General features: G+C 64.6%; 19 protein-coding genes. 6 read left to right on the top strand and 13 right to left on the bottom strand.

Annotation, left to right across the window (positions count from 1 at the left end):
- Nucleotides 1-49 precede the first annotated feature (49 nt).
- Nucleotides 50-1,888 carry an EAL domain-containing protein gene (locus RCH10_RS02145; RefSeq protein WP_409051078.1) on the top strand — a complete coding sequence of 613 codons (1,839 nt, stop codon included), beginning with the start codon at nucleotides 50-52 and terminating at the stop codon, nucleotides 1,886-1,888.
- 14 nt (nucleotides 1,889-1,902) lie between these two features.
- On the opposite strand, the gene phnE is transcribed toward RCH10_RS02145, so the two are convergent.
- From phnE to phnG, 10 genes are all read right to left on the bottom strand, one after another.
- Nucleotides 1,903-2,709 carry a phosphonate ABC transporter, permease protein PhnE gene (phnE, locus tag RCH10_RS02140; RefSeq protein WP_409051077.1) on the bottom strand — a complete coding sequence of 269 codons (807 nt, stop codon included), beginning with the start codon at nucleotides 2,707-2,709 and terminating at the stop codon, nucleotides 1,903-1,905.
- A 39-nt stretch (nucleotides 2,710-2,748) separates the two neighbouring features.
- Nucleotides 2,749-3,693: a phosphonate ABC transporter substrate-binding protein gene (gene phnD / locus RCH10_RS02135; RefSeq protein WP_409051076.1), complete on the bottom strand. Its 945-nt coding sequence runs from the start codon at nucleotides 3,691-3,693 to the stop codon at nucleotides 2,749-2,751.
- A 57-nt stretch (nucleotides 3,694-3,750) separates the two neighbouring features.
- Nucleotides 3,751-4,617, bottom strand: a complete 867-nt coding sequence (gene phnC, locus RCH10_RS02130; RefSeq protein ID WP_409051075.1) for a phosphonate ABC transporter ATP-binding protein — start codon at nucleotides 4,615-4,617, stop codon at nucleotides 3,751-3,753.
- A 93-nt stretch (nucleotides 4,618-4,710) separates the two neighbouring features.
- The gene (locus tag RCH10_RS02125; RefSeq protein ID WP_409051074.1) at nucleotides 4,711-5,865 is read right to left on the bottom strand and encodes an alpha-D-ribose 1-methylphosphonate 5-triphosphate diphosphatase; all 1,155 of its coding nucleotides are present in this window, start codon (nucleotides 5,863-5,865) and stop codon (nucleotides 4,711-4,713) included.
- On the bottom strand, nucleotides 5,862-6,578 hold the full coding sequence (phnL, locus tag RCH10_RS02120; RefSeq protein WP_409051073.1) for a phosphonate C-P lyase system protein PhnL: 717 nt from the start codon (nucleotides 6,576-6,578) through the stop codon (nucleotides 5,862-5,864). The genes RCH10_RS02125 and phnL overlap by 4 nt, the downstream gene beginning before the upstream one ends.
- A complete protein-coding gene (phnK, locus tag RCH10_RS02115; RefSeq protein ID WP_409051072.1) occupies nucleotides 6,575-7,372 on the bottom strand; it encodes a phosphonate C-P lyase system protein PhnK in 798 nt (265 codons plus the stop codon). The genes phnL and phnK overlap by 4 nt, the downstream gene beginning before the upstream one ends.
- Nucleotides 7,369-8,280, bottom strand: a complete 912-nt coding sequence (locus RCH10_RS02110) for an alpha-D-ribose 1-methylphosphonate 5-phosphate C-P-lyase PhnJ (protein ID WP_409051071.1) — start codon at nucleotides 8,278-8,280, stop codon at nucleotides 7,369-7,371. Before RCH10_RS02110 ends, phnK begins: the two co-directional genes overlap by 4 nt.
- Entirely contained in the window at nucleotides 8,277-9,413 is a 1,137-nt protein-coding gene (locus tag RCH10_RS02105) for a carbon-phosphorus lyase complex subunit PhnI (RefSeq protein WP_409051070.1), read from the bottom strand. The genes RCH10_RS02110 and RCH10_RS02105 overlap by 4 nt, the downstream gene beginning before the upstream one ends.
- Nucleotides 9,414-9,416: 3 nt before the next feature.
- Nucleotides 9,417-10,055 carry a phosphonate C-P lyase system protein PhnH gene (gene phnH / locus RCH10_RS02100; protein WP_409051069.1) on the bottom strand — a complete coding sequence of 213 codons (639 nt, stop codon included), beginning with the start codon at nucleotides 10,053-10,055 and terminating at the stop codon, nucleotides 9,417-9,419.
- The gene (gene phnG / locus RCH10_RS02095; protein WP_409051068.1) at nucleotides 10,052-10,564 is read right to left on the bottom strand and encodes a phosphonate C-P lyase system protein PhnG; all 513 of its coding nucleotides are present in this window, start codon (nucleotides 10,562-10,564) and stop codon (nucleotides 10,052-10,054) included. Before phnG ends, phnH begins: the two co-directional genes overlap by 4 nt.
- Before the next feature lie 77 nt (nucleotides 10,565-10,641).
- Here phnG and phnF point away from each other — a divergent pair, with 77 nt between their 5' ends.
- Genes phnF through phnN form a run of 3 tightly spaced genes read left to right on the top strand, consistent with a single transcriptional unit; the run spans nucleotide 10,642 to nucleotide 12,669 of the window.
- Nucleotides 10,642-11,409 (top strand): phosphonate metabolism transcriptional regulator PhnF, encoded by a 768-nt coding sequence (gene phnF / locus RCH10_RS02090; protein ID WP_409051067.1) that lies wholly within the window; start codon nucleotides 10,642-10,644, stop codon nucleotides 11,407-11,409.
- Nucleotides 11,402-12,130 (top strand): DUF1045 domain-containing protein, encoded by a 729-nt coding sequence (locus tag RCH10_RS02085; protein ID WP_409051066.1) that lies wholly within the window; start codon nucleotides 11,402-11,404, stop codon nucleotides 12,128-12,130. Before phnF ends, RCH10_RS02085 begins: the two co-directional genes overlap by 8 nt.
- Complete coding sequence (phnN, locus tag RCH10_RS02080) at nucleotides 12,127-12,669, top strand: phosphonate metabolism protein/1,5-bisphosphokinase (PRPP-forming) PhnN (RefSeq protein WP_409051065.1); 543 nt, start codon at nucleotides 12,127-12,129, stop codon at nucleotides 12,667-12,669. Before RCH10_RS02085 ends, phnN begins: the two co-directional genes overlap by 4 nt.
- Nucleotides 12,670-12,764: 95 nt before the next feature.
- On the opposite strand, the gene RCH10_RS02075 is transcribed toward phnN, so the two are convergent.
- Nucleotides 12,765-13,916 carry an ABC transporter substrate-binding protein gene (locus tag RCH10_RS02075; protein ID WP_409051064.1) on the bottom strand — a complete coding sequence of 384 codons (1,152 nt, stop codon included), beginning with the start codon at nucleotides 13,914-13,916 and terminating at the stop codon, nucleotides 12,765-12,767.
- Nucleotides 13,917-14,245: 329 nt separating this feature from the next.
- On the opposite strand from RCH10_RS02075, the gene RCH10_RS02070 reads away from it, so the two are divergent.
- Complete coding sequence (locus tag RCH10_RS02070) at nucleotides 14,246-14,467, top strand: hypothetical protein (protein ID WP_409051063.1); 222 nt, start codon at nucleotides 14,246-14,248, stop codon at nucleotides 14,465-14,467.
- Between the two features lie 153 nt (nucleotides 14,468-14,620).
- Here the strand turns inward: RCH10_RS02070 and RCH10_RS02065 are convergent, their stop codons facing one another.
- Together RCH10_RS02065 and RCH10_RS02060 are read right to left on the bottom strand one after the other, a co-directional pair.
- Complete coding sequence (locus RCH10_RS02065; RefSeq protein ID WP_409051062.1) at nucleotides 14,621-15,640, bottom strand: DUF3616 domain-containing protein; 1,020 nt, start codon at nucleotides 15,638-15,640, stop codon at nucleotides 14,621-14,623.
- Nucleotides 15,641-15,707: 67 nt separating this feature from the next.
- The gene (locus RCH10_RS02060; protein WP_409051061.1) at nucleotides 15,708-16,361 is read right to left on the bottom strand and encodes a hypothetical protein; all 654 of its coding nucleotides are present in this window, start codon (nucleotides 16,359-16,361) and stop codon (nucleotides 15,708-15,710) included.
- Between RCH10_RS02060 and RCH10_RS02055 the strand changes: the two genes are divergently transcribed.
- On the top strand, nucleotides 16,345-16,557 hold the full coding sequence (locus tag RCH10_RS02055) for a hypothetical protein (protein WP_187053519.1): 213 nt from the start codon (nucleotides 16,345-16,347) through the stop codon (nucleotides 16,555-16,557). The two genes, RCH10_RS02060 and RCH10_RS02055, sit on opposite strands and share 17 nt — an antisense overlap.
- The last annotated feature ends 24 nt before the right edge of the window (nucleotides 16,558-16,581 follow it).

The raw sequence follows: 16,581 nt of genomic DNA, 5'->3' as shown, positions 1-16,581 counted from the left end.
AACCGTCACACGGCCGTCTCCGGCGGTTCCTAAGCTCAGCCGGAACTACATGCAATCCTCTCTCGTCTCCAATCTAGAGCCGGCCATCCCGATCGAGTCTGAAACGCCAAGGAACGGGCGCAGCCCGTTGCAACGCCTGATGGAGAGCGATGGCCTTCATGCGGTTTTTCAACCGCTGGTCGACCTCCGAAACGGATCGGTCTACGGCCACGAGGCGCTGATACGCGGCCCCGTGGATGGACCGCTGCACATGCCACTCGCGCTCTTCGAGTGCGCCGCATCCGAATCGGTCCTCATGGAATTCGAACTGCGCTGCGTCGACGTGATCCTGCGCGAGTGGTTGTCGGCAAGGTTGCCCGGCAACTTGTTCGTGAATCTGAGTGCCGATGCGCTGGTCCGCGCCTCGGCCACGGTTCTGCCACGCATGCTGGCGAGCTCCGGCGTCGATCCGCGCAAGCTCGTGATCGAGCTCACCGAGAACGAGCGGGCGACCGACCCGCAGTCGCTGATTCGTGTCGTCGATGCGATGGGGCCTACCGGCGTTCGACTGGCACTGGACGATTTCGGAGACGGCCATTCGAACTTGCGCCGCTGGGCAGAACTCAAGCCCAGGTTCGTCAAGCTCGACAAGTTCCTTACCCGCAACGTGACCGGCAACAGGGAGAACTTCGAGATGGTTCGCGCCGTCGTCGCCCTCAGCGAAGCATTCGGAACCCAACTGGTCGCCGAGGGAATCGAAACCGGTGACGACCTGCGAACGCTGCGCGATCTGGGTGTGGCCATCGGACAGGGGTACTTTTTGGGCCGGCCCGCCAGGACGCCGCCTGCCGTGCTGCCGCGCGATGCAGCGGATGTCCTGGCGGACCGAAGGCTTGTCGTACTGCCCATGCCGGGCCAGCTTGCCAGGCCGGGCATCCTGCGCAATCTGGTGCTCGTGAAGGCGCCGGCGGTGGAGCCCGGCACCACCAACGAGGAGGTTGCCGCCATCTTCCAGGCCCAACCCGAGCTGCACGCGCTGGCGGTGGTCCACCACGGCAAGCCGGTCGCACTGGTGAACCGGCGGGAGTTCACCGACCACTTTGCACGGCTCTATTTCCGCGAGGTGCATGGGCGCAAGGCCTGCATCAGCCACGCCAACCGCACGCCCCGGGTGATCGATCTCGACGATGACGTGAGCGAGCTGATGGGCATCCTGACATCGGACGACCAGCGCTATCTGAGCGAAGGCTTCGTGGTCGCCGAGCAGGGCAAATACCTCGGGCTGGGCACAGGTGAGCAACTGGTCCGCGCCGTGACCGAGACGCGGATCGAGGCTGCGCGCCATGCCAATCCGCTGACTTTTCTACCGGGCAACATTCCAATCAGCCTTCATATCGAGCGCCTCCTGAGCAGCGGCATCGACTTCGTTGCAGGCTATGCCGACCTGAACGACTTCAAGCCTTTCAACGACCACTATGGATACTGGCGCGGCGACGAAGTCATCCGCACAGTTGCAAGATTGCTCGTGGCCAACTGCGACGCCTGCCAGGATTTCGTCGGGCATGTGGGCGGCGACGACTTCATCGTTCTTTTTCAGGGTGATGACTGGGAGGCGCGGTGCCGACGCGTGATCGACGAGTTCGCGAGCCAGGCGATCGGCCTCTACGACGAGGCCGATCGGCTGGCCGGCGGCATCCGTGCCGAAGACCGCCACGGAACGATGCGGTTTTTTCCCTGCGCCACCCTTTGCATCGGCGCGGTTCACATCGCGCCGGGCACATGCCGGACGGTGGAAGACGTCGCCACCGAAGCGGCGCGCGCCAAGCACGGCGCGAAAACGGCCGCGTCCGGTCTGGCCGTGTACGAGGCGGACGGCCATCGCATCGAAGCCGCAGGCGCAGCCTGCTGAGCCGTCGCGCGGATTCAAACGAAGAGCTTGCGGACGTGTGCCGAGAGCAGGTCGATCAGGCTCACGCTCACCACGATGATGATCATCACCGCGCAGGTCTCGGCGTACTGGAAGCCACGGATGATCTCCCACAACACCACCCCGATACCGCCTGCACCCACCATGCCGACCACCGAGGCGGATCGCACATTCGACTCGAAGCGGTAGAGCGCGTACGAGATCCACAACGGCATGACCTGTGGAATGACGCCGTAGACGATTTCGTGCAGCGCACTGGCCCCGGTGGACCGGATGCCCTCCACCGGCTGCGGGTCGATCGACTCCACCGCCTCGGCGAACAACTTGGCCAGCACACCGGTGGTATGTATCCACAGTGCGAGCACACCCGCGAACGGACCGAGCCCGACGGCGACGACGAACAGCATGGCGAACACCATCTCGTTGATGGCGCGGCAGCTGTCCATCAAGCGGCGTATCGGCTGGTAAATCCACCACGGCACGATGTTGGCCGAGGCGAGCAGTCCGAGTGGCACCGCCGTCAGCACGGCCAGCGCCGTGCCCCACAGCGCGATCTGCAACGTGACGACCATCTCCTCCACATACGTGCGCCACTGCGCGAAATTGGGCGGAAAAAAATCCGCTGCGTACGTGGCCATGTTCCCCGAGTCGCGCCACAGGTCGACGGGGCGCATGTCGGCGCCCTTCCATGACGCAGCCAGCAGCGCCAGGAGAATCGCCCAACCGAAGGGCCGGACCAGACTGCGCCGAGGCGCTGGCGTGACCGGTAGCGGCGCGCGCGGGGTGAAAACGATCGGCTGCATGGACTGGAGTGGACTGAAGTGGGCGTTGCGTTGCTCGTATCAGTTGAACGCGGAGAGCTTCTTGTCGATATCGGCCAGGCGGGTTTTCTTGTCGCTGTCGCTCAGCACCGGATCGGCTTCCACCTTGTTGCGCTGGGCAAAGAGGTCCAGTTGACGAATCGGCAGCAGCTGCCGGTCGCTGGATTCCTTGAAGCCCGACAGCTTGGAAATCTTCATCACGATTTCCTTTTCACGCGCATCGGTCTTTGCATAGTTGTAGAAGAAGTTGCGGATCTTGGCCTTGGTTTCTTCAGGCATGTCCTTGCGCATCACAAGCGGGTCGAGCGGGATCAGCGGCGAGGTCCAGACGACCTTGATGTCCTTGAACTTCTCGGGGAAACGCTCCTTGATCTTTTCCAGGTTCTCGCTGTTGTTGGTCGCGATGTCGACTTGCTTGTTGGCAACGGCCAGCGCGTTCGTCTCGTGGTTAGCGCTGCGCGTCACCTTGAAGAGCGACTTGGCGTCAACGTGGTTCTTGGCGAACACGTAGTAGCCTGGCACCAGAAAGCCGGACGTTGAATTCGGATCACCGTTTCCAAAGCTCAGGCTCTTGCCGTTCTTCAGCACGTCGTCCAGGTTGTTGATCGGACTGTCGCGGTGCACGATCAGGTGGGAGTAGTAGCCCTGCGTGCCGTCGGCATTGACCATTTGCGCGAACACTTCGCCGCTGGCGCGGTCCACCGCTTCCATTGCCGACTTGTTGCCGAACCAGCCGATCTGCACCTTGTTGAAGCGCATGCCTTCGATGATGCCGGCGTAGTCGGACGCAAAGAAGGCAGTCACCTTCAAACCGGTCTGGCGGCTCATGTCGTCGATGAGCGGTTGCCAGTCCTGCCTCAGATTGGCCGAGGCCTCGGTCGAGATAAAACCGAAGTTGATGTCCTGCGCAAAAGCGCAGGTCATGCTCAGGCCGAGGGCCAGCGTTGCACACAGTTTCTTGATCATGGATTGCTCCGGAGGGGGGGAATAAAGGCGCTCGAAAAACGGGCGTCGGCAGGACAGTCAGGCGACGGCGCGGGTACCTTGCGCGGGCCACGGCGCCACGGCGACCTGCGGCAACACATGAACAGTGCCGCCCTCGGAAGCACGCGCGCCCAGCAGCTCTTCAGCATCCGCGCCATAGAGCTCGCGAAGCAATACGGGCGTGAGCGCCGCGGCCGGCCCGTCGAACACGACCTGGCCCTGGTTGAGTGCGATCACGCGCGCGCAGTACTTCATCGCGATCTCGACCTGGTGGAGCGAGACGATCACGGTGCAGTTGTCTTCACGATGGATGCGCGCCAGGATCTCCATCACCCTGCGCGAGGATTCGGGGTCGAGCGAGGCGATGGGTTCGTCGGCCAGCACCACCTTCGCGCCCTGCACCAGTGCGCGTGCAATGGCGGCGCGCTGCTGTTGTCCACCCGACAACGTGGACGCACGTTGCGCATGGCAATCGGCGATGCCCACGCGGGCCAGCGCGTCGAGCGCGCGCGCCCGCTCCTCGGCGGTGAAGGCGCGCAGCCAGCTGCGCCACCAGGGCGTGCGGTGCAACGAACCCACCAGCACGTTCATGAGCACCGGCAACCGTGCCACCAGATTGAATTGCTGGAAGACGAAACCCACCTGTGCCCGCACCTTGCGGATGTCGCGGTGCACGCGACCACCCTGCTGTACGCGACGGCCGTCGATCTCAATGAGGGATTCGCTGTCGCCATCGGCTGCCACCAAGCCGGCCACGTGCCTCAGCAACGTCGACTTGCCCGAGCCCGATGCGCCGATCAGCGCCACCATCTCGCCACGCGCAACATCGATGTTGATGTCGCGCAGCGCGTGCCGGCCGTTCGGAAAATGCTTGTTGAGCTGGCGAATGCGCAGGATGGGTTCCATGGGCTTCTTTAAAGTCGTCTAGACAACCGAAGTCTGGTGAGCGGGTATGACGTGGCATTGACACTTAGACGACGCGCATGTGTCAGCCGCCGGTCAAAGCACGCGGCGGCCTTCCCGCCACACGCTGCGCACCACGGCGTGCCGTGTGCCGTCTGCCAGGTCGGTCATGCGGACCTGCACCAGGTCGGCGCGCAGCCCGGGTGCGATCGAGCCGCGATCGCTCAGGCCGGTCGCTCTGGCCGGTGCGCTGGTCACCGTCGCCACGGCACGCGGCAGCGTGAAAACGTCGTCGGCCACCAGCCGCATGGCGGCGCCCAGCAGGCTGCTGGGCACATAGTCGGACGAGAGGATGTCCAGCAGTCCGTTGCGCGCCAGGTCGGATGCGGCCACGTTGCCCGAATGCGAGCCGCCGCGCACGACGTTGGGTCCCCCCATGACGGTAGACAGTCCGCGGTCGCGTGCGGCACGTGCAGCCACCAGCGTGGTCGGAAACTCCGACAGGCTGGCGCCTTCCGCATGCGCCTGTTCGACGTGGGCGACCGTGGTGTCGTCGTGGCTCGCCAGTGCAATGCCGTGCGTACGACAGTAGTCGACGAAGTGCCGGCGGTGCGGCGCGGCATAGCGCTCCTGCAGGGCGCCGGCCTCGGCCACCCGGTGCTCGAATTTTTCGCGGCTCCAGCCCTTCTTGCCCGTGTAGTAAATGCGGGCGAGGTCGAGGTTCTCCCACTGGCGCTGGCCCGGGGTGTGGTCCATCAGGGAGATCAGCGACAGCCGCGGATGGCCGCAGAACGGCTCGAAGAGTTCGACCGTGTTGGGTGCCGGCAATTCGCACCGCACATGCAGGTGATGGTCGGCGCGCAGCAGATCGCATGCGGTGCAGTTGTCCAGCGTCGACAGCACCTTGTGCCAGGTGCTGCCCCGCAGGCTCTCGGGGTCGGCCTCGCCCACGCCCAGCGCATCGAATACCGTGGTGATGCCGGCAGAAGCCACTTCCGCATCGTGCGCCAGCAGCGCCGGCATCTCGGCCCAGTGAACCTTGGGCCGCGGCATCAAGTGCCGCTCGAAGTTGTCGGTGTGCACCTCCACCAGGCCGGGCAACAAGTAATCGCCTTCCAGGTCCAGCGCGCCCTGGGCAGTGTCGCCGGTGTCGAAACTGGCGATCCGCCCATCGACCGCGTGGAGCGTGCCGCGCACCACCTCGTCGGCCAGCACCATGCGGGCATTCCGGAAAACCATCGTGGCGCTCATGACCGACCCTTGAAATCTGCGACGTCGATGCGGCGCGTGGCGACCGCCGCGCCGACGGCCGCATCGTGGAAGATGCCGACCACTCCCGCACCCCGCGCCGCCGCCTCGCGAATCAGTTCGATGACGGTGCGCGTGTTGCCTGCATCGAGTGCCGCGGTCGGCTCGTCGAGCAGCAACAGCGGCTTGGGCTTGATCATGTTGCGGGCGATGTTGATGCGCTGCTGCTCGCCCCCCGAGAAGGTGGCCGGCGGCAGGTGCCAGAGGCGTTCGGGGATGTGCAGCCGTGTGAGCCAGGCACGCGCCTGCTCGCGTGCCGACTCGATGGCGCAGGCGTCGTCGCCCGCGTCTTCGGCCAGGGATTCGGCCACCACATCCAGGGCCGAGACGCGCGGGATCACGCGCAAAAACTGGCTCACGTAGCCGATGGTGTCACGCCGCAGGCGGACCAGCTCGCGCGGGGAAGCGGTCGTCACTTCCACTGCCTCGCCCTGCGCTGGCTGCACGCGGATGCTGCCCGCGCTGGCGCGGTAGTTGGCATAGATGAGCTTGAGCAGCGTGCTCTTGCCCAGGCCCGAGGCGCCATCGAGCACCACGCATTCGCCAGCATTCACGTTGAGGTCGACGCGGTCGAAGACGGCCAACTCGAGCTGGTCCTGATGGTGGAGGGTGAACCGCTTGGCCAGCCCCTCGACTCGGAGAAGCGGGTGGTTCATGGCTGGAGCACCGAGGACACGAGAAGCTGGGTGTAGGGGTGCTGCGGATCGTCCAGGAGCTGATCGGTGAGCCCTGACTCGACCACGCGGCCGCGCTGCATCACCACCATGCGGTGTGCCAGCAGGCGCGCCACGGCGAGGTCGTGCGTGACGATGATCGCGGCGAGTTGCATCTGCCGCGTCAGCTGCCTGAGCAGGTCCAGCAGGCGGGCCTGTACCGACACGTCGAGGCCGGAGGTCGGCTCGTCCATGAACATCAGCCGGGGCTGCGTGACCAGGTTGCGCGCGATCTGCAGGCGCTGCCTCATGCCCCCCGAGAAGGTGCGCGGTGCATCGTCGATGCGGCGTGGATCGATCTCCACGCGCTCGAGCCACTCGCTCGCGGTGGCACGCAGGCGGCCGTAGTGCCGCTCGCCGAGCCCCATGAGGCGTTCGCCCACGTTGGCGCCCGCCGAGACATCCATGCGCAGGCCGTCCGGTGCATGCTGATGCACGAAGCCCCAGTCGGTGCGCGCCAGCAGGCGCTGCTCTGCCTCGCTCATGTCGAACACTTCCTGCAGACGCCCTGCGCGCGTCAGGAATTGCACGCTGCCTGTGTCCGGCAGGCAGCGCGCCGCGACGGCGTTGAGCAGCGTCGATTTGCCGGAGCCCGATTCGCCCACCACGGCCAGCACTTCGCCGGGCCAAAGATCGAACGACGCGTCCTGCAGCGCCACGCGATCGCCATAGCGCTTGCCGATGCCGCGCACGCGCAGCAGCGGCGGCGGCGCGCATGACATCGGGTCGGCGCTCATGCAGCCTCCGCTGCGCAAGACGCTGCGCGCGTCTGGCAGTAGTCCGAGTCCGAGCACACGTGCATGCGCGTGCCACGGTCGTCGGTGATGACCTCATCGAGAAAACTTTCGGTGGCGCCGCACAGGGCACACGGCATGTCCCAACGTTGCACTTCGAATGGATGGTCTTCGAAGCCCAGGCTCTCGACCGGTGTGTACGGAGGCACGGCGTAGATGCGCTTCTCGCGCCCTGCGCCGAACAGCTGCAATGCAGGGTTCATGTGCATCTTCGGGTTGTCGAATTTAGGGATCGGCGAGGGCGACATCACGTAGCGGTGATTGACCATCACCGGATAGTCGTAGGTGGTGGCGATGTGACCGTAGCGAGCAATGTCTTCGTAGAGCTTCACATGCATCAGCCCGTATTCGGCCAGCGCATGCAACGTTCGGGTGGTGCTCTCGCGCGGCTCCAGGCGCTGCATCGGCTCGGGAACCGGCACCTGATAGACCAGCACCTGCCCCTCGGCGAGCGGCGCCTCGGGAATGCGGTGGCGCGTCTGGATCAGCGTGGCTTGGTGCGTGCGCGTGGTGGTCGCGACACCCGCAGTGCGCTCGAAGAAGCGCCGGATATTGACAGCGTTGACGGTGTCGTCCGAGCCTTGGTCGATGACCTTCAAAACGTCGCGCGGCCCAATGACGGCCGCAGTGACCTGGATGCCCCCGGTGCCCCAGCCGTACGGCAACGGCATTTCGCGCGAGCCGAAAGGCACCTGGTAGCCGGGGATGGCAACGGCCTTGAGCACGGCACGGCGAATCATCCGTTTGGTGCGCTCGTCGAGGTAGGCGAAGTTGAAGTTCTGCGCGACGGCATCGTCGGCGTAGGCGTCGACAACCGGCCCGGCATCCTGCGGGACAAGCGATGGATTCATGGGAGCTCGCTATCGGTCGGTGGGTTCGTGGCCTGGTTCGTCGCCTGGCTGGCGGCGGCGCGCATCTTGCGCACCAGGGCCAGTTCGGACTGGAAGTCCACGTAGTGCGGCAGCTTCAGGTGCTGCACGAAGCCGGAGGCCTCCAGGCTGTCGCTGTGCGACAGCACGAATTCCTGCATCTGGGCCGGCGACTCGACCGCCTCGCCCAGTTCCTCCGCACGCAGCGCGCGGTCGACCAGGCTCATGGCCATCGCCTTGCGCTCGCTGTGGCCAAAAGCCAGGCCATAGCCGCGCGTGAACTGGGGCGGCTGGCTCTTGCTCCCGGCGAACTGGTTGACCATCTCGCACTCTGTGATTTCAAGATCGCCTATGGAGATTGCAAAGCCCAGTTCCTCGGGCTCGAGTTCGAGCGCGACCCCGCCAAACCGGATCTCCCCCACGAAAGGGTGACTGTGCGAGTAGCCGCGCTGGGTGGAATAAGCCATGGCGAGCAGGAACCCCTCGTCGCCGCGTGCCAGGTTCTGGAGACGACTCGCGCGCTCCGCAGGGAAGCGCAGGGGCTCGCGCGTGATGTCCACGGGCGCCGGATCGCCTGGCGGCATAGGGCGTGTTTCGATGAGGCCTTCGTGGTGCAGCAGATCGACGACGCGGGGTGTCGATGCGGCGTCGTTCGCCTCAGTCGCAGGCAGCTTTGTCGCAGGCAGTCCGGCGGGCGTTTCCTGCCCTTGCGCGAGCAGCGAAAAATCCAGCAGCCGCTGCGTGTAGTCGTAGGTCGGGCCCAGCACCTGGCCGCCGGGCAGGTCCTTGAAGGTGGCGGAGATGCGCCGGTCGAGGTCCATCCGCGCCGTATCGAGCGGCACGCTGCTGCCCAGGCGCGGCAACGTCGCGCGGTAGGCGCGCAACAGGAAAATGGCTTCGACCAAATCGCCCGAGGCCTGCTTGATCGCCAGCGCGGCGAGCTCGGGGTCGTATACCGAGCCCTCGGTCATCACTCGATCGACCGCCAGCTTGAGCTGCTCGCGAATCTGCCGGATCGAGAGCTCTGGCGTGGCGGTATCGCCGCGTCGCTGCTCGGCCAGCAGCCGGTAGCTGTTGAGGATGGCGGCTTCTCCACCTTTGACGGCAACGTACATGCTTCAAGCCTCCAGTTCGATGCGGGTGGTGCGCGGCAGGCCCACGATCTGGCGGGCCGTCGCGAGAAAAAGGTCCACGCCGCGCGGGAAGGCCGCGTGGTTGAGCGTGCGCTGCGCCACCAGCGTCGCAGCGGTCGACGGCGCACGGCCTTCGACTCTCAGCAGTACCTGCTCGCGGATGCCCGGACCTTGCAGGCGCCAACCGGCCTCACCCGATGCAACGGCGCTTTCGGCAAGGCCAGACACCTCGATCACGCAAGTCGTCGACCGGTCGGGATAGGTGTCGCTGCCTTGTGCAAAGCTTGCGAGCGAAGGGATGTCGTCACTGGCTGCGACCCAGGCGAACTGCGCCTGCGCCGGTTCTTCAACCACCACACAGCCGCAATGAAAGCGCAGCCACGCGGCTGCATCGGTGCCTGCCAGCGAGGGGGACAGCCAGAGCTTGCAGTCCGGGTCGAGCAGCGCCAGCAGCAGAGCGGCCGCAGCCGCATGTCCATGCGCCGGCACTTGCGCATCATGCGGAAGGTCGACCGGACGGCCAGGGTAGGAGAGCGCATGCAACGCAGCGCGAAACACGGCCTGGCTGCCAAACGAGAGATCGGAAAAACCGGGGCCGATGGCGCGCAGATCGGCCGGCTTCATTCGTCGCCCTCCTCGTCGCGTGCCGACCCGGTTTCACGCGCCACGGTGAAGAACTCGACCTTGCTGGTCTGCGCACGCGCATGACGACGTGCGCGCTCGCGGGCCAGGTGCGCCCGCACCGGCTCCAGCAAGCTGGCGTCGAGCAATGCCTGCTGTTCCGGCTCCTGCAGGAGCGCATCGGCCACCGCGGCCAGTTGTGCCTGGCGGTGCGAGCGACCCAGCACATAGGCCACGCCGACGGCCGCCTGCTCGTAGCGCCGGTCAGGCAGACGCAGCGCGCAGCGGGTCACCGTGACCTCACCGAGGTTGAAGCGCTCTCCGGTCCCGCCAACACGACCCTGGACCATCACCAGTCCAGTCTCCGGCGGGCGCAGCCAACATGGCGCGCAATGCGCATGCGGTCCGAGCGCCGGCTCGAGCAGCGCCATCGGGGCACGCGCCAGCAAGGCCATCCACTGCGCACGATCTGCAGGCCGGTCGACCGGATGACTGTCAAAGGCATGAAACATGAAGGTGCTACTCTGGAAAAGTTGTATAGACAAATCGGACAACTGCCACGAGCTTAGGACCGGGGCGTGTAGTTTTCATGACAGCCATCACTGCCTTCAATTCCTCTACCTCCGCTTCCCTTTCCGCGACCGCAACGCGTGCAAGCTTCTGGACCCGAATTGCGGCCGAGCTGGCCGAATCCATCGCGCGCGGGGTCTACCCACCAGGCCAACGCCTGCCGTCGGAGCACGCGCTGGCCGAGCAGTTCGGCGTGAATCGCCACACGATCCGGCGCTCGCTCGCGAGCCTGTGCAGTCAGGGCCTGCTGCGCGCCGCACAAGGCAGCGGTACCTATGTCGAAGAGTTCGCCGTCGACCTTGTGCTGGCCAAACGGACGCGGCACCACCAAAACATGGTGCATGCGGGTTTGCGCGGCGCACTGCGCGTGCTCGACGCGAAGAACGTGCGCGCAACGGCCACGCAGGCGCGTGCGTTGCGCGTGCCAGCCCGAAGCGCGGTGCTGTGCCTGCGCGTCCTGGGCGAGGCCGAGGGCCAGCCGCTGAACTTCAGCGAACGCTACTTTCCGCTGCCCCGCTTCGACGGTCTCGAAGAAGTGGTGCGCGAGACCGGATCGATCACCGCCGGCTTCGCCGCGCATGACGTCAAGGACTACACGCGGCTCGAAAGCCGCATCACCGCGCAGATGCCCGATGCCATCGTGGCAGCGCACCTTCGACAAACGGCGAGCCGGCCGGTGCTGCTGGTCGAGAGCGTCAACGTCGACCCGCTGGGTGTGCCCATTGAATATGCGCTGGCTTGGTTTGCAGGTGACCGCGTCACCCTCACAGTGGCTCACGATGAGTGATACAGCGTCACACGGAACGGCGCATCGCTATGCCGCGTACTTCGCGCCGGCCGAGAGCAGCATTTGGTGGGAAGTCGGCAGTCGATGGATCGGACGCTGCGCAGCGCAAGGGCGATCGCTGCCCCAGCCTGTCGTGCCGGGCGTCAGCAGCCTGGTGCAACAGCGCCTGACCCGCGCGCCGCGTCGCTACGGATGGCACGCAACGCTCAAGGCGCCTTTCGCGCTCGCGCCGGGCGTCGAATTCAAGGCGCTGCGCGATCGCCTGCATGACCTGTGCGCGGGGTTCGAAGGCTTTACGTTGCCCGGGTTGAAGGTGCAACAGTTCGACGATTTTCTCGCCCTTGTGCCGGAAGGCGACTCCGGCCAACTCGACGGAATCAACGCGGTCGCAGCAGCTTGCGTGACGGGACTTCATGCGTTGGCTGCAACGCTGTCACCGGTTGAGTTGCAGCGTCGGCGGGCAGCACGGTTGACTCCGCAAGAAGACGCGTTGCTACTGCGCTGGGGCTACCCCTTCGTGCTGGACGCTTTTCGTTTTCACATGTCGCTCACGGGCGCCTTGGGTGACACGCCGCCGCAGGTCGTCGACGCCATCAAAGCCGCAGCCACCCAGTGCTTCGACGCATTGCCCGCCTGTCGCTTCGACTCGGTCGCGCTCTTTGCCGAGCCGCATCCCGGCGCCGACTTCGAACTCGTCGAGCACATGAGGTTGGGCCGATGAAGGGGCAGCTGATCTATGTCATGGGCCCTTCCGGCGCCGGCAAGGACAGCCTTCTCGCGTGGCTTCGAAACCATCTTCCTGCGGAGGCGTCTGTCCATTGGGCACGCCGGACGATCACCCGCCCAGTGCGGTCGGGCGATGAGCAGCACCACAGCGTCGATGCACAAGCGTTTCAGAGGCTGTGCGACACGCAGGCTTTTGCCTTCGACTGGGAAGCCAACGGCTTGCGCTACGGCGTTCGACATGTCGAATTGGCGCCGCTCGACGCGGGCTGTCGGGTGATCGTCAACGGGTCGCGTGCCTACCTGTCTCAAGCTCTGATCAGATTTCCGGAGCTCGAGGTGATTCATGTCACCGCGAGCGTCGACACGTTGCGGGCGCGTCTGCTGGCGCGCGGCCGTGAAACACCGGCCGCCGTCGAAGCGCGCATAGAGCGCGCTCTTGCATTTCAAGCGCCAGCGGGCGCGATCGAGGTGTACAACGACGGCTCATTGGAAGACGCGGGCCTGCAGTTTTTGAGAGCCTTCCATCGAGGCTGACGTATCACCTTGTCTTCCGGCCACTCCTGCCGACCGTCATTGCGCAAAGGGGCGATCTCGCACTTTCGCGGTCGCACGCCATGGGCTGTGGTGCGTCAGCCGACAAGGCTGCCGTTGCTGTTCAGCAAGGTCTGACTCACGTAGCTGCTGGCCCGTCCGTCAGCAGCGAAATCGAAGCGCCAACCGTCGATGTTGGTCGCAACACGCCGTTTGAACTCCGACAGAACGCGGGCGCGCCCCGGAGTCGAACCTGCGGAAGCAACGACTGAAGCGGCGTAGCGGCCGCCGAGGTAGCCGGCCAGGCTCGTGGGTGAAGGGTCTTCGTCGAAATAGCGCTGAAGTGCGCTTTTGTAGGCCCGCACCACCGCCACCTTGCCGTCACGCGGGTCCGGCACGACGCGAGTGAAGACGATCGGCACGGCCGTGCCCGGGGCGAGTTGCAAGAAGGTGTTGGCGTCGACGTCGGACAAGCAGACCACATAGCGCTGCATTCCCCGTTTGCTGAGCCCGCGCGTGAACAAAGACAGTTCGATCGCGCTGCCCATGAAAAGCAGAAAGTACGGCACCTTTGCATCGAGGTGTCTGCCGAAGGATTCGAGATCGCTCTCTTGGGTTGCGGTGAGCACTCGTGCCTTGAGCTTCAACCGCTCCAGGATCTGCGCTGTCCCCGGCTGCAATGCAGCCTCGTGCGCTGCGTTCGGATACACGATGCCCAACTCCGACACACCCATGGTGGCGAAGCCCTTGAGCACGTACCGAATCTGATCTTCCCTCGAAGCGAAAAGCGCGAACAGATTGACTTGGCCGTCGAAGCGCGAGTCGGCAAGCCACGGCGCGACATGGGCAATCTCGAGTCCGTTCTTCTCTGCCTGCTTCAGACTCGCCAGCGCCAGGCCTTCGCCCACCGTACCGATCATGGCCACCTGGCTGCTGTCAGCCTTGACCTTTCTGATGGCCTCTTGCAATGCGGCATCCGATCCATCGACCTCGATGGATTTGAGCTCGATGCGCGGTCCCGCCTTGGCAGTCGATTCAGCGAAGGCGAGTCGGAATCCTGTCGCGTAGTCGCGCGACAACGCTTGCTGGCTCGGCGACATGTCCATGATTTGCGTCATCTGAACCGCAGGTGCATCCGGAGGTCGAGCGAGTGGTGCAAGCGCAGTGGCATCTGTTGCAAACAGCGTCAGCGCTGCGGCGCCGACGGTGCCACCGAGCAGGCGGCGGCGAGAGGGGCAGGGCAAGGTCATCGGCCCATGCTAGATACCATTTGTGACATTCGCCGTCTTGCCTGACGGCGCGCCGATGATTCCTGGCTCAAAAGCGCGCCCAGCGCAGCGGGAGCGGGATGCACTTCATCTGCGACACAGCCGGGTCTTAAGTGTTTTGAGGTTAGCGACTTGACGTGGCGGTTTTCAGCGGCTGTCGCTGCAGCAGTGGCAGCGGCGGACTCGCTCGCTGCGTTGCGCCTCGAAACAAAAACCATCGGCAGACGATCCGGCTCTGCCCTATAACGAAGAGCTTGGCGACTGGCGTGCAAGGTTCAATAGCCGGCTGCTTTTTCTGACAGGAGCTTCAAATGAGCAAAGAGAACGCACGCTTGAGCCATCTGCTCGAGAAAATGTCCGCCAGATATGGGGATCAGGACGCCGAGGTGCTCCGGCTGCGTGAAGCAGTCCGGCATCTGGCGCTGGCCGATGCGCACATCCAGGCGCCACTGCGATATGTCGGTGCACCGCTGTTCGCCGACCGCGCGACACGGCTCGCCAAATTCACGCCCACTGTGGAGCAATGGGGATAGCAACAGCCGCAAACATCGGGATGCCTCATGGCTGAGGTGCTTGCGCGTTCCCTACCAGCGCCCGCGGCTGTCACTTCTTCATGCTGCCACGATCATCTGACGGTTTTGTGACATGGAGCGCGCACGCATCGACGTGCAGTGTCGAAACGCTTTCTATTTCTGAAACGGAATGCGCAGCGCTCTGAAGCGCTGCTTCGCTTTGTCCAACTGGTCACAGCGTGTGCCCTCGACGCGCAGGGCGCCGTCATCGCTCAGCAGCATCGCCTGACCCGTGCCGGGTAGAGCGAACAGCGCCTCGGCACTGAACTGCGCCGGCAGTGCCACCGGTGCGGGCGTGGCCGGATGCGTCGGCACACCATCCCATGCGTACAGCGCGAAGCTGCCGACATCGCCGGTCGGTCCGGCGACGATCCAGTAGACGGCGCCGATGCGTTCCATGCTGCGGATGCCTCGGCCTCCCAGGTCGAGCAACGCGGGTGGCCCGAAAGCTGGTCTTGCTCCGTTGCCGACCACCAGCGCAGCAGGATTGGTGATGGGGACCAGCAGCGCCTTGCCGTCTTTCAGCGGATTGCGAAAGCCCACGAGCAGATGTCCGTCGGCCGTGTCGGCCAGGCCTTCGATGTTCAGACCACCCGGTTGCTCGGGTGCAATATCGGCCGCTTTACCGAGACCGAGTCCTTTGAGTTCGGGTGCCGAAGCGAGGTCTTCGATCAGGTTGACATAGGGCTTGCCGACGGGGCGAACGGTGGGCGGTGATGCACCGAGATCAACTTGCGTGGCGAACAGCCGGCGCCGCCAAGGTCTGGCCTTGCCCGATGAGGTCCGGCTGTGCGACGAGATCCAGTAGATGGTGTCGCCGATGCGGGTTGCGCCTTCGATGTCGGACGCCTTGTCTCCTGTGGCGAGGAACGCGGCCAAGTCGACGGCGGGCCGCACAGGCGCACTCTGCCCGATGCGATACACGTTGAGTGCGTTGCTCTCGTCGTCGCCGACGACGAAGTGCTGCGAGTCGAGCGCCACTGCTGCAGAGGCTTCGCACATACCGTCGTAGCGCTCCATGGCGGCGGACGGATTCGATGTGCTTGCCTGTGCCACGGAATCCCACGTTGCCAACCCGAGCACCAGCAGAGTCGCGACGGTCGCCGCGATCGAACGAACATTGAATCGAATCATTTGAGTGAAGCTTACGTGTTGCAGATCGGGCTAATCTGATCATTATGGTATAAATGATTTACACCATTTAAGAAAAATCAATGACAAATTCCATTGCGACCGCATCGCCTTCCCCTGACGCAACCGCCGACATTGCGACTTCCAACGCACGGCCGACCTCTACTCCGCCGAAGGCCTCGAATGCATTAACGACCGCCGTAGTTGCACCCGTCGCCGCTGCGACCACCGTGCCCGACGCCGCCGCGACGCCAAAGAAGCCTGCAGCCAAGAAGGCTGTTGCGCCCCCGCGCAAAGCGGCGCCGAAGAAGGCGGTCGCACCCGCGCGCAAGGCTGCAGCAAAGCTGCCCGCGAAGCCGGTGCCGAAGTCAACGCCGAAAGCAACGGTCAAGGGATCGGTCAAGGCATCAACAAAACCTGTCACGAAGACCGTGGGAAAACCAGTCGCAAAGACGGCCATCAAGCCGATCGCCAAGCCCATCCCAAAGCTGAAGACCGCGCCATTGCCAGCCGCGAAGAAAGCTTCTTCACTCATCAAGAAGCCTGCGCCAAAAAAGGTCAGCCCGATCATCCCGGTGAAGCCAGCGCCCGCAAAGCATTCAGAGGTTGCGCCGAAGTCGTCCACGAAATCGAACGCCAAGTCATCGGTCAAGTCATCGACCAAAGCCATCAACACCCGCAAAACATCCGAGCAAAAGGACAAGCTGGTGCGCGACAGCTTCACGATGCCGCAAGACGACTACGCGTTGATCGCCAGGCTCAAAGACCGCGCCGTCATGTTCAAGCGTCCGGCCAAGAAGAGTGAGTTGCTGCGTGCGGGCCTGCACGCGTTGCAAGCCATGTCGGCGCCCGCCTTGCGCGCCGCGCTCGATGCGCTGACACCGCTGAAGTCGGGTCGGCCGAAGAAGCAAGTCGACTAAGTCGACTGCCGTCAGAAAAGCATG

It is taken from the genome of Variovorax sp. GrIS 2.14 (genome assembly GCF_046115955.1).
Classification (GTDB): domain Bacteria; phylum Pseudomonadota; class Gammaproteobacteria; order Burkholderiales; family Burkholderiaceae_C; genus Variovorax.
The sequence above is the reverse complement of the archived record's forward strand: the minus strand, read 5'-3'. Positions and strand labels throughout refer to the sequence as shown.

What these genes read in the sequence shown, in the direction of transcription:
- RCH10_RS02075 (WP_409051064.1), bottom strand. Translation starts at nt 13,916, where the DNA reads ATGACCTTGCCCTGCCCCTCTCGCCGCCGCCTGCTCGGTGGCACCGTC.
- RCH10_RS02085 (WP_409051066.1), top strand. Translation starts at nt 11,402, where the DNA reads ATGAGTGATACAGCGTCACACGGAACGGCGCATCGCTATGCCGCGTAC.
- phnE (WP_409051077.1), bottom strand. Translation starts at nt 2,709, where the DNA reads ATGCAGCCGATCGTTTTCACCCCGCGCGCGCCGCTACCGGTCACGCCA.
- phnH (WP_409051069.1), bottom strand. Translation starts at nt 10,055, where the DNA reads ATGAAGCCGGCCGATCTGCGCGCCATCGGCCCCGGTTTTTCCGATCTC.
- RCH10_RS02125 (WP_409051074.1), bottom strand. Translation starts at nt 5,865, where the DNA reads ATGAGCGCCACGATGGTTTTCCGGAATGCCCGCATGGTGCTGGCCGAC.
- RCH10_RS02070 (WP_409051063.1), top strand. Translation starts at nt 14,246, where the DNA reads ATGAGCAAAGAGAACGCACGCTTGAGCCATCTGCTCGAGAAAATGTCC.
- phnL (WP_409051073.1), bottom strand. Translation starts at nt 6,578, where the DNA reads ATGAACCACCCGCTTCTCCGAGTCGAGGGGCTGGCCAAGCGGTTCACC.
- phnG (WP_409051068.1), bottom strand. Translation starts at nt 10,564, where the DNA reads ATGTTTCATGCCTTTGACAGTCATCCGGTCGACCGGCCTGCAGATCGT.
- RCH10_RS02110 (WP_409051071.1), bottom strand. Translation starts at nt 8,280, where the DNA reads ATGAATCCATCGCTTGTCCCGCAGGATGCCGGGCCGGTTGTCGACGCC.
- RCH10_RS02105 (WP_409051070.1), bottom strand. Translation starts at nt 9,413, where the DNA reads ATGTACGTTGCCGTCAAAGGTGGAGAAGCCGCCATCCTCAACAGCTAC.
- RCH10_RS02065 (WP_409051062.1), bottom strand. Translation starts at nt 15,640, where the DNA reads ATGATTCGATTCAATGTTCGTTCGATCGCGGCGACCGTCGCGACTCTG.
- phnN (WP_409051065.1), top strand. Translation starts at nt 12,127, where the DNA reads ATGAAGGGGCAGCTGATCTATGTCATGGGCCCTTCCGGCGCCGGCAAG.
- phnF (WP_409051067.1), top strand. Translation starts at nt 10,642, where the DNA reads ATGACAGCCATCACTGCCTTCAATTCCTCTACCTCCGCTTCCCTTTCC.
- phnC (WP_409051075.1), bottom strand. Translation starts at nt 4,617, where the DNA reads ATGGAACCCATCCTGCGCATTCGCCAGCTCAACAAGCATTTTCCGAAC.
- phnD (WP_409051076.1), bottom strand. Translation starts at nt 3,693, where the DNA reads ATGATCAAGAAACTGTGTGCAACGCTGGCCCTCGGCCTGAGCATGACC.
- phnK (WP_409051072.1), bottom strand. Translation starts at nt 7,372, where the DNA reads ATGAGCGCCGACCCGATGTCATGCGCGCCGCCGCCGCTGCTGCGCGTG.
- RCH10_RS02145 (WP_409051078.1), top strand. Translation starts at nt 50, where the DNA reads ATGCAATCCTCTCTCGTCTCCAATCTAGAGCCGGCCATCCCGATCGAG.